The following is a 22,162-nucleotide window of genomic DNA, read 5'->3' as shown; positions in this document are numbered from 1 at the left end:
GACCCAGCGCCCGGCACTTACGGGTCTCACGGCGTCGGGCAGGCAGCCGGGCAGGTGGTAAAGTTGATGGCGCACTGGCAAGCCCCGGCTCCATGTCCAACTCCCTGAATCATTCACGGCCCAGCGCCGCGGTTTGAAAGGCGTGGGTGGCCATGCCCGGGTGCTGTAGCGAAGAGGCCGCAATAGCCTCAACTCTCCACAATGGAGGCCAGGACATACATGTATTGCAAATATTGGAAGGACACAAGTGGCTAACAACACACGTGCCCGCCGTCAGGCCCGCCTTTCGCGGTCCCTCGGCATTGCCCTGACCCCCAAGGCCGCCAAGTACCTCGAGCGCCGTCCGTACGGCCCCGGTGAGCATGGCCGCGCCCGCAAGAAGCAGGACAGCGACTACGCAGTCCGCCTGCGCGAAAAGCAGCGCCTGCGTGCCCAGTACGGCATCCGCGAAGCACAGATGACCCGTGCCTTCGAAGAAGCCAAGCACACCAAGGGCATGACCGGTGAAAACCTGGTCGAGATCCTGGAAACCCGCCTGGACGCCCTGGTCCTGCGTGCCGGCTTTGCCCGCACCACCGCCCAGGCACGCCAGCTGGTTGTGCACCGCCACATCATGGTTGACGGCGCCCGCGTGGACCGCCCGTCGTTCCGCGTTGCCGAGGGTCAGCTGATCCACGTGCACCCGCGCAGCCAGACCATGGTTCCCCTGCAGCTTGCCGCTGCCGGCGCGCACCGCGACGTGCTCCCTGCCGTCCCGGCCTACTTGGATGTGAAGCTGGAGAGCCTGCAGGCCCGCCTGGTTCGCAAGCCCAAGCGCGTCGAGGTTCCCGTAACCTGTGAAGAGCAGCTGGTCGTTGAATTCTACTCACGCTAAACCGTGAGCGGGATGTAGGGCCGGATCGCTCCGGCCCCACCTCGAAAGCAGCCCGTGGCACGCGCCGCGGGCTGCTTTTTAGTAAGGTACGTATGGGTAACATCTGGCTATTCGGAAATGAGGCGGCCCTCCATGACTGGTGGAGACATTGCAGGACTGATTGCAGCGGGGGTATTTGCCATCCTGGTTGCCCTTTTGGCCGTGCCGATCTTCAAGCTGGGCAAGGTGTTTGACGAAATCCGTGTGACCATCCGCCAGATCGGGGACGGCACCACACCCCTCATTGACGAAGTCACCACCACGGTTGCCACCACCAACACACAGCTGGGCAAGGTGGACGGGATTTCCAGCAACATTTCCGACGCCACGGCAAACATCTCGGCGCTGTCCTCCCTGCTGGCCGCCACGGTGGGATCCCCGGTCATCAAGATTGCAGCCTTCTCCTACGGCGTGCGCCAGGCCTTTGCCGGGCGCGACAAAAGCGTCCGCGCACGCCGCAGCCGCTAACGTCCACAGGTTTTTGGAAAGGCACGCATGAAAAAGATCTTCTGGCTTGGCCTCGGCATCACCGTCGGCGTCCTGGCCGCACGCAAGGTGGCCGCCGCGAAAGGCGCCATTGGCCCGGACGGCCTCAATCGCGCCGTGGGCAGGGCGGCCGACGCCGTCCACGACTTCGCGGACGCCCTGCGTGAGAACATGGACCACCGTGAATCGGAGCTCCGGGGAGCACTGGGCCTGGACCCGGACCGTCCCGTGGGCCCCCGCCACTAAGAGCTGCAGCCGCACCGCAGCGCCGCGCCACCGCCCCGGGGCGGCGGAACCACGGGGCCGCCCCGGTACCGGGTGCAGGACGCCCGGCATTGCCCGGGCCACAAATTTTTGAACCGTTTTCACTATTGAAGGAGCCACCAGGCTAATGAAATCCCACGAAATTGCAGAGCGCTGGATTGAGTTCTTCGCCAGCAAGGGCCACACCCCCGTGCCCTCGGCGTCGCTGATCTCGTCGGATCCCTCGCTGCTGTTCACTGTGGCCGGCATGGTGCCTTTCATCCCGTACCTGACTGCCCGCGAGGAGCCGCCTTACAAGCGCGCCACGAGTGTGCAGAAGTGCATCCGCACCGGCGACATCGACGAGGTCGGCAAGACGGTCCGCCACGGCACCTTCTTCCAGATGTGCGGCAACTTCTCCTTTGGCGACTACTTCAAGGAAACCGCCATCCCCCTGGCCTGGGAGCTGCTCACCACACCCCTGGCCGACGGCGGCTACGGGCTTCCCGTGGACAGGCTCTGGGTCACCGTCTACACCGAGGATGAAGAGGCGCTGGCGATTTGGCGGGACACGGTGGGCGTGGCCCCCGACCGCATCCAGCGCATCGGCAAGGAAGACAACTACTGGTCCACCGGCCAGCCCGGCCCGGCCGGCCCTTGCTCGGAAATCTTCTACGACCGCGGTCCCGAATACGGCGTGGAGGGCGGCCCCGTCGCCGACGAGACCCGCTACATCGAAATCTGGAACCTCGTGTTCATGCAGTACCAGATCGACAACGTCACCTCCAAGGTTGACTTTGACGTGGTCGGCGAGCTTCCCAACAAAAACATTGACACGGGCCTGGGCCTGGAGCGCCTCTCCATGATCCTCCAGGGCGTGGAAAACATGTATGAAACGGACCAGGTGCGCCCCGTCCTGGACAAGGCCGCCGAACTCTCCGGCAAGGAATACACCTCCACCGAAGACCCGGCAGACCCCCACCACGTGGACGACGTCCGCATGCGCGTGGTTGCCGACCACATCCGGTCCTCCCTGATGTTGATTTCCGACGGCGTGACCCCCTCCAACGAGGGCCGCGGCTATGTGCTGCGCCGCCTGATCCGCCGTGCCGTGCGCGCCATGCGCCTGCTGGGCGTGGAAACCGCCGTCCTGCCCGAGCTGCTGCCTGTTTCCCGGGACGCCATGAAGGGCGCCTACCCGGCCGTGGAAGCCGACTTCGCCCGCATTGCCCGGATCGCCTACGCCGAGGAACGATCCTTCCTGCGCACCATCGCCAGCGGCACCGCCCGGCTGGAAGAGGCCGTGAAGGAATCCAAGGCCGCACACACCAGCCTGTCCGGCGCTGAAGCCTTCGCCCTCCACGACACCTACGGCTTCCCCATTGACCTCACCCTGGAAATGGCCGGCGAGGCCGGCCTGGCCGTGGACGAGGCAGGTTTCCGCGCCCTCATGCTTGAGCAGCGCGACCGCGCCCGGAAGGACGCCAAGTCCAAGAAAAGCGGGCACGCCGACCTGTCGGTGTTCCACGAACTCCACGCCCAGGGCGAGACGGTCTTCACCGGCTACACGGAGCTGGAAGGGGAGGGCCGGGTTCGGTCCCTGCTTTCCAACGGCCATCCCGTGGCCCACGCCAGCACGGGGGATGAGATTTCCATTGTCCTGGACGAAACCCCGTTCTACGCCGAGGCAGGCGGGCAGGCAGCGGACACCGGCCTGATCACCGGCGACGGCTTCGTCGTGGAAGTCCTGGACGTCCAGCGTCCCATCAAGGGCCTGAGCGTCCACCAGGCGATCGTTCGGGAGGGCGAACTGCCGGCGGATGCCCTGGTTCACGCCGCCGTCGACCGCCAGCGGCGCCATGCTGCCGAGCAAGCCCACACCGGCACGCACATTGTGCATGCGGCCCTGCACCAGATCCTCGGCCCCGAAGCCCTGCAGCGCGGCTCCTTCAACAAGGCCGGCTACCTCCGCTTCGACTTCTCCTGGGGCGAGGGGCTGAGCGCTGCAACGCGTTCGGAGATCGAGGAAGTTTCCAACATAGCCATCCGCAACAACTACCGTGTCACCACCACCGTCATGCCCCTGGCGGCAGCCAAGGCACTCGGTGCCACCGCCCTGTTTGGCGAAAACTACGGTTCCGAGGTGCGCGTGGTGGAGATCGACGGTGCGTGGTCGCGCGAGCTGTGCGGCGGCACCCACGTGGAAAGCACCTCCAGGATCGGTTCGCTCACGCTCCTCGGTGAACAGTCCGTAGGGTCCGGGAACCGACGCGTGGAGGCCTTCGTGGGCATGGACGCGTTCCGGCACCTGGCCGCCGAGCGTGCCCTGGTGACGTCGCTGACCGACATGCTCAAGGTCCCCTCGAACCTCCTGCAGGAGCGGGTCGCCGCCACGCTGGCCAAGCTCAAGCATGCCGAAAAGGAGCTGGAGCGCCTGCGCAAGGACCAGCTTGCCGCGGCAGCCGGCGCCCTGGTGGGCACGGCCGTGGACGCCGCCGGCGTGCGGCTCATAGCGCACGACGCCGGTGACGTCACCAGCGCCGACGACCTCCGCGGCCTGGCCCTTGACCTGCGCCAGCGGCTGGGTTCCGCCTCAGCCACGGTGGCCGTGGCGGGCACCAGCAACGGCCGCCCTGTCATCCTGGTCGCCACCAACGAGGCCGCCCGTGCGGCGGGCGTGAAGGCCGGGGCGCTGGTGAAGCTTGCCGCCGGCGTGCTGGGCGGCGGCGGCGGCGGCAAGCCGGACCTGGCCCAGGGCGGCGGCACGGACACGGCGGCAATCCCGGCCGCGCTGGCCGCCATCGCGGACTCCATCAAGAACCGGTAGGCGGGCGCGTGGAGCCGCGGAAGTATCCGCACGGCGTAAAACTGGGCATTGACGTGGGCCTGGTCCGCGTGGGCCTGGCCTCCTGCGACCCCGACGGGATCCTGGCCACACCCGTGAAGACACTTTCCCGGGACGCCAAGAGGAACTCGGACATCAAGGTGGTGGTGAAGGAAGTTCAGGCGCGGGCTGCCGTCGAAGTTTTTGTGGGGCTGCCCCGCACGCTCCGGGGAGAGGAAAAGGCGTCAGCCGAAATGGCCCGCAGCTACGCCGCGCTCCTTGTCGAAGCCCTCGCAGGTGCCGGGCAGCAGGTGCCCGTGCGCTTGATTGACGAGCGCCTCACCACGGTCAGCGCCCACCATGCGCTCCATGCGGCTGGCCTCGGCAGCCGTGAACACCGTAAAGTGGTAGATCAAGTAGCGGCCGTTGGCATCCTCCAACAGGCCCTTGACATGCAAAAGGCGCGCAACGCCACCGTTGGGGAACTGGTGCGCGCCGAGGACCGGGGCACCCAGGCAGGTGCCGGCCGGTCCGACACAGAAGAAGGTTCAGCCATCTCCAGCCCAACACCGGCGTCCTCACCGGGAGGATGCGACCATGAATGAAGTTTTCCACGAGGCACGCCACGGGGCGCACGCCGCCGACAGCGCCGACTACGAGTGGGCCGAAGAGCACGCCGAAACGGAACATTATTTCCAGGAGCATCCCCTGCCGTCGCGGCGCAGCACCCGCGTCTCCAAGCGGGTCCGCAGGCGCCGGCGCACCGTCATCTTCCTGATAGTCCTTGCCCTTTTTGCCGTCGTCGTCTTCTTTGTGGTGCAGACCATCAAGCCCATGCTTGGCGGCTTCACCCCGGCCGACTATCCCGGCCCCGGCACGGGCACTGTCCAGGTGGTGGTCCCCGACGGCTCCTCCGCCAGAAGTGTGGCGACGGAACTGCGATCCGACGACGTGGTGGCCAGTGAGCAGTCCTTCCTTGACGCCCTGGCAGCCGCCAACGGCACCGGCTCCCTCCAACCCGGATCCTTCGCCATGAAGAAGCAAATGAAGGCCTCGGACGCCGTGGCCGTGCTCCTGGCCGGGGACCTGTCCAAGGTCCACTATGCGGCGGTGGCGCAAAACCTGCGCCTCGGGGAGACCCTTGACGTCCTGGCCAAGGGCACGGGAATTCCGAAGGGGGACTTTGAAAAGCTCGCCTCCGATCCAGCCGCCTTTGGGCTGCCTGCCGCGGCCAAGAACCTTGAAGGCTACCTTTCGCCCGGCGAGTACCGCTTCCCCATTGAGCTCGATGCCAAGGGCATCCTGAAGGAAATGGTGGCGGCCACCCAAAAGAACCTGGCCGCTGCCGGGGTCAGCGACCCCGCCCAGCAGTACAAGGTCCTGACGATCGCCAGCATCATCGAGTTTGAGGGCAATGCGGCCAACTATGCCGAGATTTCCGGTGCCATTGAAAACCGAATCAACAATCCCAACGGCGAAACGCACGGTTACCTGCAGTCGGACGCCACCGTGGCGTACGGGCTGGGCATCAAGTCCTACAACCTGAGCCAGGCCCAAAAGGACGACAAGGCCAACCTGTACAACACCTACGCCCACCCCGGCCTGCCCGTAGGCCCGATCGGCTCCCCGGGAGGGGCCGCCATCGAGGCCGCCGCGCACCCGCAGAGCAACCCGTACTACTTCTGGGTGACGGTCAACCTGAAGACCGGCGAGACGCTTTACGCGGCAACATACGCCGAGCACCTGCAAAACGTGGCCAAGTACACGGCCTGGTGTGCAGCGAATCCGGGGGAATGCAAGTAGATGCCAGTGTTCCGCCAGGGCGCAGTGTTGGGGCATCCCATTGGGCACTCCAAGTCGCCGGCCCTCCACAATGCCGCCTATGCCGTCCTGGGACTCGACTACAGCTACACGGCCATCGATGTCCAGGTGCACCAGTTCCCGGCCTTCCTTGACCAGGTCCGCTCCGACGGCAGCTGGTACGGCCTGTCCGTCACCATGCCGCTGAAGAATGCGGCGGCACAACTGGCGGATGAGCTGACTGACGTGGCCGCAGCATTGGGCTCCGTCAACACCCTGGTTGCCTCCAGGACGGACGACGGCGGCACCAGGTTCCTGGGGGACAATACGGACGTGGCGGGGATTGTGAACGCCCTGCGGCAGGCCGGGGTGGCACCGCGCCCCCGGGCCGCGGTGCTGGGCGGGGGCGGCACGGCCGTTTCAGCCGTCGCCGCCATGGCACGGCTCGGGGCGCCGGAAGTGGACATCTTCGTCCGGGACACCGGCCGCAGCTCAGCGGCCCTGGCCGTGGCCGCGCGGCTGGGCGTGCCCGCCCGGCTGGTGCCCTACACAGGTGCGGCCCAGGCATTGGCGGGGTACGGCGTCGTGGTTTCAACGCTGCCGCCCCAGGCCGCGGACCCGCTGGCGCAGGAACTCCCCGCCAGCTTGGGGAAAATGTCCGGGGCATGCCTGCTGGACGTTGCCTACGATCCGTGGCCCAGCGCACTGGCTGCGGCATGGGAGCGGGCCGGCGGGACCGTGGTGCCCGGGATTGAAATGCTTTTGTACCAGGGCGTGGAGCAGGCCCTGATGTTTGCCGCCGCCGGGGGACACGGGGACGCGGCCGCCGGGCGGACGGGGGAACTCATCAATGTGATGTGCGACGCACTTGGGCTGGAGCATCGCACGCAGCACAAGTAGCTGGGCCAGAACATGGCAAGATGGAGCGTATGTTGCGTTGGTTGACCGCCGGAGAGTCTCATGGCCCGGCCCTTGTGGGAATTATCGAAGGCGTGCCGGCCGGGGTGGAGCTCAGCAGCGCCATGGTCACGGACGCCCTGGCCCGGCGCCGGCTCGGCTACGGCCGTGGCGCCCGGATGAAATTTGAGCAGGACGTAGTCACCATCCTCGGCGGCGTGCGCCACGGGGTGACCCAGGGCGGGCCCGTTGCGATCCAGATCGGCAACTCCGAATGGCCCAAATGGGAACAGGTAATGTCCGCGGATGCCGTGGACGCCGGCGAACTCGCCGAGCAGGCGCGCAACGCGCCCCTCACGCGGCCCCGGCCCGGCCATGCCGACTTCACCGGCATGCAAAAGTACGGTTTTGACGAGGCGCGCCCCGTGCTGGAGAGGGCCAGTGCGCGCGAAACGGCCACCCGCGTGGCACTGGGCGCCGTTGCCGCGCAGATGCTGGCCGCCGTGGGCGTGCACTTGGTCAGCCACACCGTCCAAATTGCCGCCGTCGCTTCCCCCGACGGGGCGCCGCTGCCTACCTTCCCCGATGTGGCCGCGCTCGACGCCGACCCGCTGCGGTGCTTCGATGCAGCAACCTCCGCCGCGATGGTGGCCGAAGTTGATGCCGCGCACAAGGAAGGCGAAACCCTAGGCGGCGTTGTGGAGGTGCTGGCCTACGGCCTGCCGCCGGGACTGGGCAGCTACGTCCACTGGGACCGGCGCCTGGATTCGCGCCTGGCCGGGGCCCTCATGGGCATCCAGGCCATCAAGGGCGTGGAGGTGGGCGACGGCTTTGCCACGGCTGCCCGCCGCGGCTCCGCAGCCCACGACGAGATCCTGCGGGACGAATCCGGACGCATCATCCGCACCAGCAACCGCGCAGGCGGCATTGAAGGCGGCATGAGCATCGGCGACGTGCTGCGCGTGCGCGCTGCCATGAAGCCCATTGCCACGGTGCCGCGCGCCCTGAAGACCATCGACATTGCCACCGGGGAGCCGGCCAAGGCCCACCACCAGCGCTCGGACGTGTGCGCCGTGCCGGCGGCAGGCGTTGTGGCAGAGGCCATGTGCGCACTGGTCCTCGCCGATGCCCTCGTGGAGAAGTTTGGCGGGGACTCCATTGCTGAAACCAAGCGCAACATGGACTCCTACCTGGCCGCGATCCCGGCCAATCTGGACACGCTGGGGCACTGATGGCGGCGGGGACGGAACAAGACCGGGCGCCACGGTTCGTGCCTGTCCGTCCCATCGTCATGGTGGGGCCGATGGCCGTTGGCAAGTCCGTGATCGGTGCGGAGCTGGCCCGCGTGCTTGGCGTGGACTTCATCGACACCGACCAGCGCATCGTCGCCAAGCACGGACCCATCCCGCGCATCTTCGGGGCCAGGGGAGAGCACCACTTCCGCCAGCTCGAGGCACGGGCGGTGGCCGATGTCCTGGACACCGACAAGCCCAAGCCGGTGGTTCTTTCCCTCGGGGGAGGGGCCGTCCTGGACACGGGCACCCAGCAGTTGCTGGGCAGGGCCACAGTGGTGTTCCTGCAGGCAACCGTGGAAACTGTCCGGGAACGGATTGTTCGCAACACCGGACGGCCGCTGCTGGCGGGGGATCCGGTCAAGGCCTGGATGCGCCTGGCGGCCGTGCGGATCCCCGTGTATTCCCGACTCGCTGACATCACCCTTGACGTCAGCAATTCAAGCGTGCCGGAGCTGGTGGCGGAACTCATCGCCATGCTGGACGCAGAACAAAGGAAAGAGAACACCGCACCGTGAATGAATTGAACACCGTCATCAAGGTCACCGGCCCGGCACCCGCCGAAAACTACGACGTCGTAGTGGGCCGGAAGCTGCTGGCCAACCTTCCCGGGCTGCTCGGCGAGAGGGTCAAACGCGTGCTGGTCATCCACCCCCGGGCGCTGCGCATGACGGGGGATGCCGTGCGTGATGACCTTGAGGCCGCCGGTTTCACGGCGCTCACGGCGGAAATTCCCGACGCCGAGGAAGGCAAGCACATCCAGGTGTCGGCCTTTTGCTGGCAGGTCCTGGGCCAAAACGACTTCACCCGCTCCGATGCCATAGTGGCCGTCGGCGGAGGTGCCGTGACCGACGTCGGCGGCTTTGTCGCCGCCACCTGGCTGCGGGGCGTGCGGGTCATTCACCTGCCCACGTCCCTGCTGGGCATGGTCGACGCGTCCGTGGGCGGCAAGACGGGCATCAACACGGCAGAGGGCAAGAACCTGGTGGGCGTGTTCCACCCCCCGGCGGGCGTGCTGGTGGACCTGGACACCCTTGACACACTGCCGAAGAACGAAATGATCTCGGGCATGGCCGAGGTGGTCAAGTGCGGCTTTATTGCAGACCCGGCAATTCTGGACCTCATCGAGGCCGATCCGGCGGCCGCCCTTGACCCGCGTTCGGACGGGCTGCGTGAACTAGTTGAACGTGCCATCGCCGTCAAGGCCAAGGTGGTGTCCGAGGACCTCAAGGAGGCCGGACTTCGGGAGACCCTGAATTACGGCCATACCCTGGGCCACGCGATTGAGCACGCCGAACGCTACTCGTGGCGCCACGGTGCCGCCGTGTCCGTCGGCATGATGTTTGCCGCGGAGCTCTCCCGCAGCGTGGGCCGGCTCAGCGACGAGGATGCGGACCGGCACCGGCGCATCCTGGACATGCTGGGACTGCCCCTGACGTACCGCAAGGACCGCTGGCAGGCCCTGCTGGACGGGATGCGCCGGGACAAGAAAACGCGCGGGGACCTGCTGCGCTTTGTGGTCCTTGACGGCATTGGCCAGCCGGGGATCCTTGAGGTGCCGGACCCGTCGCTGCTGTTTGCCGCCTACCAGGAGATTGCTTCGTAGATGTCACTCAAGGACTGGCCCTCAGCGGGCTTCCCGGGGACGGCGGTCAACCCTGAAACCCTGCTGCCCGAAGTGGTTGACGAGGACACGTGCGCCCAGGCCCTGGAACTGAGCCACGATGCAGCCGACCACGTGTTTGTGCTGCTGGCCCGCGGGCTGACTGCGGAAGCTGCGGAAATGGCCGCCGACGCCCGGGTGGCGGACCCGCAATCCATCCGGCTCCAGGTCCTGGACGCCGAGGTGCTGCGCGCCACGAAGCATTTTGACCGTGCCGAAAGGGTGCTCAAGGCGCTGATTCCCGCCGTCGCGGATTCGTCCCTGGAGGCCTGGATCCACCAGCAGCTGGGCAAGGTGTACTTTAGCAACGGCAACTTTGATGCTGCGGCCAGGAGTTTCGCCACTGCCCTGGAGCAAAGGGTGGCGGCAGGGGCGGACGCCTCCGCCATCTATTCCTCCACGGTGTCGCTGCAGCGGGCCCTGGACCTGGCCGAGCGGCAGTAGTTCCCCCATGCGGTAGTATGGTCAATGGATTTTTGATAACACTTATACGTTAGAGGCAATTGTGGCAACCACGAATGACATCAAGAACGGCACCGTTCTCAAGCTTGAGGGACAGCTGTGGAACATCATTGAGTTCCAGCACGTCAAGCCGGGCAAGGGCGGTGCCTTTGTGCGCACCAAGATGCGCAACATCCTCTCCGGCAAAGTTGTTGACAAGACCTTCAATGCGGGCCTGAAGATCGAGACCGCCACGGTTGACCGCTCGGACTATGAGTACCTGTACCAGGACGGCGAAGACTTCGTGTTCATGGACACCCAGAACTACGACCAGCTCACCGTCTCGGGCAAGACCGTTGGCGAGGCCACCAACTTCATGCTGGAAAACCTCCACGTGACGATTGCCCTGCACGAGGGGACGCCGCTCTACCTGGAACTGCCGCCGTCGGTCCAGCTGCGCATCACCTACACCGAGCCCGGCCTGCAGGGCGACCGCTCCTCCGCCGGCACCAAGCCGGCCACCGTTGAAACGGGTTACGAGATCCAGGTCCCCCTCTTCATTGACAACAACACCCTCGTCAAGGTTGACACCCGCGACGGCAGCTACCTGGGACGTGTCAGCGAGTAGTGGCAAGCACGCACAACAGCCCTTCGGGCAAACCAAATTCGGCGCGCAGCAAGGCCCGCCGCCGTGCCCTGGACATATTGTTCGAGGCTGAGCAGCGCGACGTCTCTGCCTTCTCGGCCCTGACGGCACGGCGTGAAAAGACGGACCAGGTCATCAACGTCTACACGGTGGACCTGGTGGAGGGCGTCACCGCCATGCAGGAAAGCATTGACGAATTCCTGCAGACGTATTCCCAGGGCTGGACCCTCGAGCGCATGCCCGCCGTCGACCGCATCATCCTCCGGGTCGGCGCCTGGGAACTGCTCTACAACGACGACGTCCCCGACGCAGTCGCGGTGAGCGAGGCGGTGGAATTGGCGAAGACCCTGTCCACGGACGAGTCCCCCCAGTTCGTCAACGGCCTGCTGGGCCGGCTGCAGCAGATCAAGCCCACCCTGCTCGCCTAGCCCCCTCAACTGTGTGTCAGAAACTGCACTCGAATCAAGTCAAAACAGTTGATTCGAGTGCAGTTTCTGACACTTAGTTGTTTAAGGGGTGCTGGGAGTGCCACACGGCGGCGGCGTGCCGGCCCAAAAGCTCGCTCCGGGCGGCCGTGGACTTGTGCAGCAGGGCAAGCTCCTGGGCCTGGGCCTCGGCAAAGCGGCGGGCCCCTGCGCTGCCGGGGCGGCCCGCGGCGTCAACCAGCAGCCGGTTCCGGGTGAAGGCCAGGCGGGTTGCCACGCGGATGAATTCCTTCATGGTGCTTCCGCCGCCAAAGGTGCGCGCCCAGGACAAGGCACGACGCCGGCCTGCACCGGTGGCGAGCATCGGCACCTCCTGCTGGCTGAACCACCCGGACGGCACATAGTCGCCCAGGCGGCGGCGTGTGAGCCGTGCCTCCGAGCGGCGCAGGAGGATGATGCCCACGAGGAACAGCACGAAGATGGGCATTTGGAGCGCGCCGTACATGATGAAGAAGTTGCCGCCCACAAATGTCATCCCGTTCCACAGCCCGTGCAGGAGCATGGCGGGGATGAGACCCACCACCCATGCCCCCAGCACCAGGGCCGTGCCGCCGTGGCGGGCTGCGTAGCCCACGCAGGCGCCCAAGGCGCCGGTGAACATGACATGGGCGAAGGGGGACATGAGCCCGCGCATCAGGAAGATGCCCACCAGCCCGCCGGCCGCGCCGTTGCTTTGGTCCAGGGCCTGGCCAAAGTAGAGAATGTTTTCCGTGAACGCAAAACCTGCGGCGATGATGCCGGCATAAACCACGCCGTCAATCGGGCCGTCAAAGGTGCGCCGGCGCAGAAAGAACAGCAGCAGCACACCGGCGCCCTTGCACAGTTCCTCGACCAGGGGTGCCTGGATCACGGCACCCACCATGCTGGGATCGGCCGAGACGTTGCCGGCCATCAGCAGCGGCTGCACCCAGCTTCCCACCACCAGGGCCGCAATCACCGCCATTCCGGCGCCCCAGCAAAATCCGAAGGCAAGGGCGGTCTTTGGTTCCGGCTCCCACCGGTCAATCCACATCAGGGTCAGGACGCAGATGGTCAGCGGGACCAGGGCCAGGGTGCCGCAGATGAGGAAAACGCTGGCGCCGATCGAGTAGGCAAAGACTGCCAGGGTCCCCGCGGTGACCAGCCCCAGCAGGCACAGCAGGATGATGTTTGTCACACGCATCCCCGTCCCGCGCCGCCGCCGGGGGGCCAGCGGTGCCGGGTGGTGCCAGTATTCAGGCGACGGGGACTGGGCCGTCCATGTTTGCCCTGCCGGTGGCTGTCCCAACTGGGGAAGCGGCGCCTGGGGAAGAGGCGCTTGGGGCGGCGTCTGCCACTGCGGCTGCGGCTGTGGCTGCGGCTGTGGCTGTGTCCAGGGCCCGGGTTCAGTCATGGTTCAACCTTAGGGCCAGCCCGGTGGCGCTCCAAGGGGCCGCGCTGGCAGGTGGGGCCTGTGGTAGTTTTGGGAATGCAATCATCCTTTTAATTCCGTCCTGTGAGGCGGGGAAAGGGGGACGCGAGAAAATGAGCAGCCCCTCGGCAGCATTTGAGGAAGCACCGTTCAACGCAGCATCGGCCAATGTGTCGCGTGTGGTCCTGACCGCAGCAGACATCGACCGCGCGTTGACTCGTATCGCCTATGAAATTCTGGAAGCCAACAAGGGTTCGGCGAACCTCCTCCTTTTGGGCATTCCCCGGCGCGGTTATCCCCTCGCCCAGCGCCTGGCCGCGAAACTCGCCGCCACTGATCCCACCATTGACCCGCAGGCCATTGTCGGCCAGCTGGACGTCACCATGTTCCGTGACGACCTGGCCCACCACCCCACCCGCGCCCCGGAACGCACCGCGCTCCCTGTCTCCGGCATCGACAACAAGGTCATTGTGCTGGTTGACGACGTCCTGTACTCGGGGCGGACCATTCGCGCCGCGCTGGACGCCCTGGTGGACCTGGGCCGCCCCCGCGCCGTCCGCCTGGCTGTCCTCGTGGACCGGGGCCACCGCGAACTGCCCATCCGTGCCGACCATGTGGGCAAAAACCTGCCCACTTCCTCGAGCGAAAAGGTCAGGGTCCGCCTCGCGGAGATCGACGGCCCCGGCGCAGCCGACCAGGTTGTCATCGAGGCCGGCGCATGAGGCACCTCCTTGACACCGAAAGCCTCAGCCGCGACAACGCCATCCAAATCCTTGACACAGCCCAGGAAATGTCGGCCGTGGGGGAGCGCGAAGTAAAGAAGCTGCCCGCCCTGCGCGGGCGCACCGTGGTGAACCTGTTCTTCGAGGACTCCACGCGCACCCGCATATCCTTCGAGGCGGCAGCCAAGCGGCTTTCAGCGGACGTCATCAACTTCAGCGCCAAGGGCTCCTCGGTCTCCAAGGGCGAGTCGCTGAAGGACACGGCCCAGACACTGGAGGCCATGAGCGCCGACGCCGTCGTCATCCGACACTGGGCCTCCGGGGCACCTGCGCGCCTGGCCACGTCCGGCTGGATTGACGCGGCCGTGATCAATGCCGGGGACGGCACCCACGCCCACCCCACCCAGGCCTTGCTGGACGCCTTCACCATGCGCGCCCACTGGTCGCAGCTGGCAGGCACGCCGTCCGTGGGCGGCGACCTGGCCGGCATGCGTGTTGTCATTGCCGGCGATGTGCTCCACTCCCGGGTGGCACGGTCCAATGTGTGGCTGCTGCGCACCCTCGGAGCGCACGTGACCCTCGTGGCGCCGCCCACCCTGCTGCCCGTCGGAGTCGGGCACTGGCCGTGCGAAGTCAGCTACGACCTGGACGCCACACTGGACGCCGGGGTTGACGCCATCATGATGCTCCGCGTCCAGGCCGAGCGCATGGATGCCTCCTTCTTCCCGTCCACCCGGGAATATGCCCGCCGCTGGGGGTTCGACGACGCCCGGCTGGCCAGGCTGGACGAACTCAAGCTCAAAGACACCATCATCATGCACCCGGGGCCCATGAACAGGGGTCTGGAAATCTCATCCTCGGCGGCCGACTCGGCACGCTCCACGGTGCTCTCCCAGGTGCGCAACGGCGTGTCGGTGAGAATGGCCGCCCTGTACCTGCTGCTGTCGGGCGAAATGCGCGAACCAGCAACCCCCGCCCCGTCGAACGCAAAGGACAAATCATGACTGCCGCCAGCTACCTCATCCGCGGGGCATCCCTCCTCGGCACCGCGGCCGGCGACTTGCTGGTGCACGGCGGCATCATCGCCGCCGCCGGTGAAAACCTGGGCCCGGACGTGGTGGGGGACGCCACTGTCATTGACGCAGCCGGGCTGGTGGCCCTGCCCGGCCTGGTGGACCTGCACACGCACCTGCGCGAACCCGGCCGGGAGGACTCCGAAACCGTCGAAACCGGGACCCGTGCGGCGGCACTGGGCGGCTTCACGGCGGTGCACGCCATGGCCAACAGCTCGCCGGTGGCCGACACGGCAGGCGTGGTGGAGCAGGTCTACACGCTGGGCCGCGAATCAGGCTGGGTTGACGTGCGCCCCGTGGGAGCCGTCACCGTGGGCCTGGCCGGCAAGCAGCTCGCCGAACTGGGGGCCATGGCCGATTCCCGCGCGCGCGTCCGGGTGTTCTCCGACGACGGCATCTGCGTCAGCGACCCCGTCATGATGCGCCGGGCCCTGGAATACGTCAAGGCGTTCGACGGCGTCATCGCCCAGCATGCCCAGGAACCCCGCCTGACCGAGGGCGCACAAATGAACGAGGGCAAGGTCTCCGCCGTCCTCGGCCTGGCCGGCTGGCCCGCCGTCGCGGAGGAATCCATCATTGCCCGTGACGTGTTGCTGGCCCAGCACGTGGGCTCGCGCCTGCACGTCTGCCACGTGTCGACCGCCGGCTCGGTCGAAATCATCCGCTGGGCCAAGGAGCGCGGCATCAACGTCACGGCCGAGGTCACACCGCACCACCTCCTGCTCACCGAGGAACTGGTGCGCAGCTGGAACCCGGTTTACAAGGTCAACCCGCCCCTGCGGGCCGACGCCGACGTCCACGCCCTGCGGGCGGCATTGGCTGACGGCACCATCGACATTGTCGGCACCGACCACGCACCGCACCCCAGCGAGGCCAAGGAATGCGAGTGGGCGGCCGCGGCCATGGGCATGACAGGCCTTGAAACGGCCCTGTCAGTGGTCCAGGAGACCATGGTTGAGACGGGCTTGATGAGCTGGGCCGACGTAGCGCGGGTTACTTCCACCGCACCGGCCGCCATTGGCCAGCTGGCCGATCAGGGCCGTCCACTGGAGGTGGGCGAGCCGGCCAACCTGGTGCTGGTTGACCCTGCGGCCCGCTGGAACGTTGACCCTGCCGCCATGGCCACCAAGGGCCGGAACTCACCCTTTGCCGGCATGGAACTGCCCGGGCGGGTGGTGGCCACCTTCTTCCACGGCCACCCCACGGTCCTGGACGGAAAACTGAACACCCCCTTCATCCACGGAGGGAACTAGTGGGCGACCGCACAGTTCCCGTCCTGATCACGCTGGCGATCCTGCTGGCCATTTTCGCCCTCATGTGGTGGGGCTGGCGGAACAAGCTCAAGCGCCAGGGCGGCATCGCCGAACTGCCCCCCGTTCCGGACGACGCCGGCCCGGCCAGCCTGAGCGTGCCCGGCCAGTACGTCACCACCACCTCCGAGGGGGACTGGCTGGACAGGATCGCCGTCCACGGGCTGGGGTTGCGCACCAAGGCCGTCCTCGGCATCCACGCCGGGGGCATCCTGATCGCCCGCAGCGGCGCGGCGGACGTGTTCATCCCCCGCGACGCACTGACGGAAGTCGGGACGCAAAGTGGCATGGCGGGAAAGTTCGTCGAGAAGGACGGCCTGGTGGTCATGACCTGGCGCCTGGGCACACTGTCCGTGGACACAGGATTCAGGACCACCGCGGCCGAGGCAAAAAGGCCGCTGGTCAGGGCCCTGCAGGAGCTCCTGCCGCCGGATGGCGCCGAACTGCCCGAAACATCATCAGCTGACGCAGACATCAAGAAGGAACAAAGCGAATGAGTGAAGCATCCATGCCTGCACAGGCACTGTTGGTCCTGGAAGACGGCCGCATCTTCCGGGGCACAAGCTACGGGGCCGAGGGCACCACGCTGGGCGAGGCCGTGTTCACCACCGGCATGACCGGCTACCAGGAGACCCTGACCGACCCCTCCTACGCCCGCCAGCTGATCGTCCAGACCGCCCCGCACATCGGCAACACCGGCGTGAACCAGGCGGACAACGAGTCCACCAGGATCTGGGCCGCCGGCTACGTGGTGCGGGACGCCGCACGCCGCCCGTCCAACTGGCGCTCGGAAGGTACGCTCGACGACGAGCTCCGCGCCCAGGGCATCGTGGGGATCCAGGGCGTTGACACCCGCGCCATCACCCGACACCTGCGCGAACGTGGCGCCATGAAGGCCGGCATCTTCTCCGGCGCCGGCGCGTCCCGCCCTGAGGCGGAACTGCTGGCCGAAGTGGCCGCACAGCCCTCCATGGAAGGCCTCCAACTCGCGGAAGAGGTCAGCGTGGCCAAGCGCTACGCCGTGGAACCCGCCGAGCACGGCTGGGAAGGCGAGCCCCTCTTCACCATTGTGGCGCTGGACCTGGGCATGAAGTCGATGACCCCGCACCGCTTTGCAGAGCGCGGCGTGCGCGTGCACGTGCTGCCAGCCGCCACCACTTTCGAGGAAGCGCAGTCACTGAACCCGGACGGCGTGTTCCTCTCCAACGGCCCCGGCGACCCTGCCACCGCGGACCGGCAGGTGGGCTTTGTGCGCAGCTTCCTGGAAGCGGGAGTTCCGTACTTCGGCATCTGCTTCGGCAACCAGATCCTGGGCCGCGCCCTGGGCTTCGGCACCTACAAGCTGCGCTACGGCCACCGCGGCATGAACCAGCCTGTCATGGACCGCAGCACGGGCAAGGTGGAGATCACCAGCCAGAACCACGGCTTCGCAGTCGACGCACCCCTGGACGGGGCCACCCGGGCCCCCGAGGACCGGTTTGGCCGCGTCGAGGTCAGCCACATCAGCCTCAACGACCAGGTGGTGGAGGGACTTTCCTGCCTGGACATCCCGGCGTTCTCCGTCCAGTACCACCCCGAGGCAGCGGCGGGCCCCCATGACGCCGCCTACCTGTTTGACCGGTTCATCGCGCTGATGGGCCGGAACAAGAAGAACACCGCAGCCACCCAGAACGAGACCGAGGAATCCAAGTAATGCCGAAGAGAGAAGACCTGAAGTCAGTCCTGGTCATTGGTTCCGGCCCGATTGTGATCGGCCAGGCCGCCGAGTTTGACTACTCCGGCACGCAGGCCCTGCGCGTGTTGAAGGAGGAGGGCCTGAGGGTCATCCTGGTCAACTCCAACCCGGCCACCATCATGACGGACCCCGAGTTCGCCGACGCCACCTACGTTGAACCCATCACCCCCGAGGTGGTGGAAAAAATCATTGCCAAGGAACGGCCCGACGCCGTGCTGCCCACCCTGGGCGGGCAGACGGCCCTCAACACCGCCATTGCCCTCGACAAGGCCGGCGTGCTTGCCAAGTACAACGTCGAGCTGATCGGCGCCAACATCGCCGCGATCGAACTGGGCGAGGACCGCGAAAAGTTCAAGGGCGTGGTGGAGCGCTGCGGCGCCGAATCGGCCCGCAGCCACATCATCCACACCCTGGAGGAAGCACACAAGGCCGCCGAGGACCTGGGCTATCCCATGGTGGTCCGCCCCTCCTTCACCATGGGCGGGCTGGGCTCCGGCCTGGCCTACACGCCGTCGGACCTGGACCGCATTGTGGGCCAGGGGCTGCAGTACAGCCCCACCACCGAGGTGCTGCTCGAAGAGAGCATCCTCGGCTGGAAGGAATACGAGCTGGAGATGATGCGCGACAAGAACGACAACGTCGTGGTGGTCTGCTCCATCGAAAACTTTGACCCGGTGGGCGTCCACACGGGCGACTCGATAACGGTCGCCCCGGCCATGACGCTGACGGACCGCGAATACCAAAACCTGCGCGACATTTCCATCGCTGTCATCCGCGAGGTGGGCGTGGACACCGGCGGCTGCAACATCCAGTTCGCCATCGAGCCGGACACGGGCCGCGTCGTCGTCATTGAGATGAACCCGCGCGTCTCCCGGTCATCCGCCCTGGCGTCCAAGGCCACCGGCTTTGCCATCGCCAAGATCGCCACCAAGCTGTCCCTGGGCTACACACTGGATGAAATCCCCAACGACATCACGCAGAAGACGCCGGCCTCCTTCGAACCCACGCTTGACTACGTGGTGGTCAAGGTCCCGCGCTTTGCCTTTGAAAAGTTCCCGGCCGCGGACCCCACCCTGACCACCACCATGAAGAGCGTGGGCGAGGCCATGGCCATTGGCCGCAACTTCACCGAGGCCCTGCAAAAGGCCCTGCGCTCCCTTGAGCAGAAGGGCTCCAGCCTGGACTTCAGCTCCGTGAACGCCCTGGACGTCCCGGACCTGATTGAAGCCGCCAAGCGCCCGACGACGGAACGTCTGTCCCAGGTCCAGCGCGCACTGCTGGGCGGGGGCACCATCGAGGAACTGTACGCCGCGACGGGGATCGACCCCTGGTTCCTGGACCAGCTGGTGTTGCTGAATGAGGTGGCCGTGACCATCCGCCAGTCCACCGCGCTGACGCCGGACATGCTGAAGCTGGCCAAGCGCCACGGCTTCTCCGACGCCCAGATCGGCTCCCTGACCCACAACTCCGAGGCCGTGGTGCGCGGCGTGCGGCAGGCCCTGGACATCCGCCCCGTGTACAAGACGGTGGACACCTGTGCCGCCGAATTTGCCGCCTACACGCCCTACCACTACTCCTCCTACGATGAGGAGGATGAGATTGCGCTGCACGAAAAGCCGTCCATCATCATCCTGGGTTCGGGCCCGAACAGGATTGGCCAGGGCATTGAGTTTGACTACTCCTGCGTGCACGCCTCCATGGCGCTGCGCAAGGCCGGCTACGAGACCGTGATGGTCAACTGCAACCCCGAAACCGTCTCCACCGACTACGACGTCTCCACGCGCCTGTACTTCGAGCCGCTGACGCTTGAGGACGTGCTGGAAATCATCGCAGCCGAGGAACGCACCGGCGGCGTCATGGGCGTGTTCGTCCAGCTGGGCGGCCAGACCCCGCTGAAGCTGGCACAGGAACTGGCCGACGCCGGCGTGCCGATCCTGGGCACGTCCCCGGAGGCGATCGACCTGGCCGAACACCGCGGCATGTTCTCCCGCGTGCTGGATGACGCCGGCCTCCTGGCGCCGAAGAATGGCACGGCCGTCTCCTTCAACGACGCCAAGAAGATCGCCGACGAAATCGGCTACCCCGTCCTGGTCCGGCCCTCCTATGTGCTGGGCGGGCGCGGCATGGAGATCGTCTACGACGAAAGCAATTTGTCCCGGTACATCAAGAACGCCACTGAAATCACGCAGGCCCACCCCGTGCTGATCGACAGGTTCCTCGAGGACGCCATCGAAATCGACGTGGACGCGCTCTTTGACGGCAAGGACATGTACCTCGGCGGCATCATGGAACACATTGAGGAGGCCGGCATCCACTCCGGCGACTCCGCCTGCGTCCTTCCCCCCATCACCCTGGGCAAGGACGTGCAGGAGCGGGTCCGCAAGGCGACCCGGGCCATTGCCGAAGGCGTGGGCGTGCGCGGCCTCATCAACATCCAGTTTGCCCTGGCCGCCGACGTGCTCTATGTGCTGGAGGCCAATCCGCGTGCCTCCCGCACCGTGCCGTTTGTCTCCAAGGCAACCGGCGTGCAGCTGGCCAAGGCCGCCGCACTCATCGGCACCGGGGTGTCCATTGCACACCTGCGCAGCGTCCACCACATCCTGCCGGAAGTGGGCGACGGCGGAAACCTCCCCGACAGCGCACCGGTTGCTGTGAAGGAGGCCGTCATGCCGTTCAGCCGTTTCCGCACCCCCGAGGGGCACGTTGTCGACTCCCTGCTGGGCCCGGAAATGCGCTCCACGGGCGAGGTCATGGGCATCGACAAGCACTTTGACACGGCCTTCGCTAAGAGCCAGGCCGCGGCCAACGGCGCCCTGCCCGTCTCGGGCAAGGTGTTTGTCTCCGTGGCGAACCGCGACAAGCGCTCCATCATCATGGCCGTAAAGCGCCTCGTGGACCTGGGCTATGAAATTGTCTCCACGGGGGGCACCGCGGATGTGCTGCGCCGCAACGGCATCAACTCCACCACGGTGCGCAAGGTGGCCGAGGGCAGTTCGGCGGAAGGTGAGGGCACCGTGGTGGACCTCATCAACAACGGTGAGATCGACATGGTCTTCAACACGCCCACGGGCGGCCAGGCTCGCGGCGACGGTTACGAGATCCGTGCCGCCGCCGTCTCCAACGGCAAGCCCTGCATCACCACCGTGGCCGAATTCAACGTGGCCGTCCAGGCCATGGAGGCGCTGCGCCACTATGAGTGGGATGTGACCAGCCTGCAGGAGCATGCGCAGGTGCTCCAGGCCGGCCTGGCGGCGCAGAATGCCTAGCCCGGACGGGCCCGGCGCGGCGGCAGGCCCGGCAGCCCCGGCCACACAGGGCGGGGCCGGGCGCGCTCCCTTCGGTGCGCGCCTGTGGGCTGCCATGCAGGCCAAGGGGCCTTTGTGCGTGGGCATCGACCCGCACCCGGGCCTCCTGGCCGCCTGGGGCCTGCCCGACACTCCCGGCGGGCTGCGCAGCTTTTCCCTGGCGGCACTGGAGGCGGTGGCCCCGCTGGCCGCGGCCGTCAAGCCGCAGGTGGCCCTGTATGAGCGGCACGGCTCGGCCGGCATGGCCGCCCTGGAGGAACTCCTGGCCGCCGCCGCGCAGGCCGGCGTGCTGACCATCGCAGACGCGAAGCGCGGGGACATTGGCTCCACCATGGCCGGCTACGCGGATGCCTGGCTTCGAGACGGCTCCACACTTGCCGCGGACGCCGTGACCCTGAGCCCGTATCTGGGTTTCGAATCGCTGCGCCCGGCGCTTGACCTGGCAGCCGCGAACGGCAGGGGGGTGTTCGTCCTGGACTTGACCTCCAACCCCGAGGGGGCCTCCGTCCAGCATGTGGGCGGCAGCGAGTCCGTGGCCCGGCGCATCGCCGGGGCGGCCGCCGTCGAAAACCAGCGCTACGCCCGGGATGTGCTGGGCTCGGTGGGCCTGGTGGTCGGCGCCACCGTCGGTTCGGCGCTGGCGGACCTCGGCATTGACCTGTCGGCTGTGCGCGGGCCCATCCTGGCACCCGGACTCGGCGCCCAGGGTGCCACCGGGGCGGACCTGCGGGCCACCTTTGGGGCTTCCTATCCGTCCGTGCTGGCCACCTCCAGCCGCGGAATCCTGGCAGCCGGCCCGGATGTTGCCGCGCTCCGGGCAGCCACCCGGGAGGCCCTGCAAGGCCTGTAGTGCCGCCGGATTGATTTTGCCTGCCCGGTGCGGATAGGTTCAGTAGACACCCGCTTTTGCTGAAGCTGTCCGTACCGTGGCCATTTG

General features: G+C 66.8%; 21 protein-coding genes. 20 read left to right on the top strand and 1 reads right to left on the bottom strand.

Annotation, left to right across the window (positions count from 1 at the left end):
• The first annotated feature begins 247 nt into the window (after positions 1-247).
• The 13 genes from rpsD to nusB all read left to right on the top strand — a co-directional run bounded on the left by rpsD (position 248) and on the right by nusB (position 11,633).
• Positions 248-874 carry a 30S ribosomal protein S4 gene (gene rpsD / locus LPN03_RS00250; protein WP_165180593.1) on the top strand — a complete coding sequence of 209 codons (627 nt, stop codon included), beginning with the start codon at positions 248-250 and terminating at the stop codon, positions 872-874.
• Between the two features lie 132 nt (positions 875-1,006).
• The gene (locus LPN03_RS00245; protein WP_165180594.1) at positions 1,007-1,381 is read left to right on the top strand and encodes a DUF948 domain-containing protein; all 375 of its coding nucleotides are present in this window, start codon (positions 1,007-1,009) and stop codon (positions 1,379-1,381) included.
• A 27-nt stretch (positions 1,382-1,408) separates the two neighbouring features.
• Positions 1,409-1,645, top strand: a complete 237-nt coding sequence (locus tag LPN03_RS00240; protein ID WP_165180595.1) for a hypothetical protein — start codon at positions 1,409-1,411, stop codon at positions 1,643-1,645.
• A 145-nt stretch (positions 1,646-1,790) separates the two neighbouring features.
• The gene (gene alaS / locus LPN03_RS00235) at positions 1,791-4,469 is read left to right on the top strand and encodes an alanine--tRNA ligase (protein WP_262452357.1); all 2,679 of its coding nucleotides are present in this window, start codon (positions 1,791-1,793) and stop codon (positions 4,467-4,469) included.
• Positions 4,470-4,477: 8 nt separating this feature from the next.
• On the top strand, positions 4,478-5,071 hold the full coding sequence (gene ruvX / locus LPN03_RS00230; RefSeq protein ID WP_262452356.1) for a Holliday junction resolvase RuvX: 594 nt from the start codon (positions 4,478-4,480) through the stop codon (positions 5,069-5,071).
• Positions 5,064-6,269, top strand: coding sequence for an endolytic transglycosylase MltG (mltG, locus tag LPN03_RS00225; protein WP_165180598.1), 1,206 nt, complete (start codon positions 5,064-5,066; stop codon positions 6,267-6,269). The genes ruvX and mltG overlap by 8 nt, the downstream gene beginning before the upstream one ends.
• Positions 6,270-7,166 carry a shikimate dehydrogenase gene (locus tag LPN03_RS00220; protein WP_316254864.1) on the top strand — a complete coding sequence of 299 codons (897 nt, stop codon included), beginning with the start codon at positions 6,270-6,272 and terminating at the stop codon, positions 7,164-7,166.
• Between the two features lie 29 nt (positions 7,167-7,195).
• Entirely contained in the window at positions 7,196-8,395 is a 1,200-nt protein-coding gene (gene aroC, locus LPN03_RS00215; protein WP_262452355.1) for a chorismate synthase, read from the top strand.
• Between the two features lie 71 nt (positions 8,396-8,466).
• Complete coding sequence (locus LPN03_RS00210; RefSeq protein WP_262452353.1) at positions 8,467-8,973, top strand: shikimate kinase; 507 nt, start codon at positions 8,467-8,469, stop codon at positions 8,971-8,973.
• The gene (gene aroB, locus LPN03_RS00205) at positions 8,970-10,061 is read left to right on the top strand and encodes a 3-dehydroquinate synthase (protein ID WP_262452352.1); all 1,092 of its coding nucleotides are present in this window, start codon (positions 8,970-8,972) and stop codon (positions 10,059-10,061) included. Before LPN03_RS00210 ends, aroB begins: the two co-directional genes overlap by 4 nt.
• A complete protein-coding gene (locus LPN03_RS00200) occupies positions 10,062-10,562 on the top strand; it encodes a tetratricopeptide repeat protein (RefSeq protein ID WP_165180602.1) in 501 nt (166 codons plus the stop codon).
• 61 nt (positions 10,563-10,623) lie between these two features.
• Entirely contained in the window at positions 10,624-11,187 is a 564-nt protein-coding gene (efp, locus tag LPN03_RS00195; protein ID WP_165180603.1) for an elongation factor P, read from the top strand.
• Positions 11,187-11,633 (top strand): transcription antitermination factor NusB, encoded by a 447-nt coding sequence (gene nusB, locus LPN03_RS00190; protein ID WP_262452348.1) that lies wholly within the window; start codon positions 11,187-11,189, stop codon positions 11,631-11,633. Before efp ends, nusB begins: the two co-directional genes overlap by 1 nt.
• 73 nt (positions 11,634-11,706) lie before the next feature.
• On the opposite strand, the gene LPN03_RS00185 is transcribed toward nusB, so the two are convergent.
• Positions 11,707-12,846, bottom strand: a complete 1,140-nt coding sequence (locus LPN03_RS00185) for a PrsW family intramembrane metalloprotease (RefSeq protein ID WP_262452346.1) — start codon at positions 12,844-12,846, stop codon at positions 11,707-11,709.
• 347 nt (positions 12,847-13,193) lie between these two features.
• Here LPN03_RS00185 and pyrR point away from each other — a divergent pair, with 347 nt between their 5' ends.
• From pyrR to pyrF, 7 genes are read left to right on the top strand one after another with little or no spacing between them, the layout of a single operon-like run.
• The gene (gene pyrR, locus LPN03_RS00180) at positions 13,194-13,802 is read left to right on the top strand and encodes a bifunctional pyr operon transcriptional regulator/uracil phosphoribosyltransferase PyrR (RefSeq protein WP_262452344.1); all 609 of its coding nucleotides are present in this window, start codon (positions 13,194-13,196) and stop codon (positions 13,800-13,802) included.
• Entirely contained in the window at positions 13,799-14,806 is a 1,008-nt protein-coding gene (locus LPN03_RS00175) for an aspartate carbamoyltransferase catalytic subunit (protein ID WP_262452342.1), read from the top strand. The genes pyrR and LPN03_RS00175 overlap by 4 nt, the downstream gene beginning before the upstream one ends.
• Positions 14,803-16,128: a dihydroorotase gene (locus LPN03_RS00170; protein ID WP_262452341.1), complete on the top strand. Its 1,326-nt coding sequence runs from the start codon at positions 14,803-14,805 to the stop codon at positions 16,126-16,128. The genes LPN03_RS00175 and LPN03_RS00170 overlap by 4 nt, the downstream gene beginning before the upstream one ends.
• Positions 16,128-16,682 carry a hypothetical protein gene (locus tag LPN03_RS00165; RefSeq protein ID WP_262452339.1) on the top strand — a complete coding sequence of 185 codons (555 nt, stop codon included), beginning with the start codon at positions 16,128-16,130 and terminating at the stop codon, positions 16,680-16,682. The genes LPN03_RS00170 and LPN03_RS00165 overlap by 1 nt, the downstream gene beginning before the upstream one ends.
• Positions 16,679-17,878 carry a glutamine-hydrolyzing carbamoyl-phosphate synthase small subunit gene (gene carA / locus LPN03_RS00160; protein ID WP_262452337.1) on the top strand — a complete coding sequence of 400 codons (1,200 nt, stop codon included), beginning with the start codon at positions 16,679-16,681 and terminating at the stop codon, positions 17,876-17,878. Before LPN03_RS00165 ends, carA begins: the two co-directional genes overlap by 4 nt.
• Entirely contained in the window at positions 17,878-21,186 is a 3,309-nt protein-coding gene (carB, locus tag LPN03_RS00155; RefSeq protein ID WP_262452335.1) for a carbamoyl-phosphate synthase large subunit, read from the top strand. Before carA ends, carB begins: the two co-directional genes overlap by 1 nt.
• Positions 21,179-22,075, top strand: a complete 897-nt coding sequence (gene pyrF / locus LPN03_RS00150) for an orotidine-5'-phosphate decarboxylase (RefSeq protein ID WP_262452333.1) — start codon at positions 21,179-21,181, stop codon at positions 22,073-22,075. Before carB ends, pyrF begins: the two co-directional genes overlap by 8 nt.
• The last annotated feature ends 87 nt before the right edge of the window (positions 22,076-22,162 follow it).

This window comes from Arthrobacter sp. A2-55, from assembly GCF_025548615.1.
GTDB lineage: Bacteria > Actinomycetota > Actinomycetes > Actinomycetales > Micrococcaceae > Specibacter > Specibacter silviterrae.
Note: the sequence above shows the minus strand (reverse complement) of the source record. Positions and strands in the feature narration are given on the sequence as shown.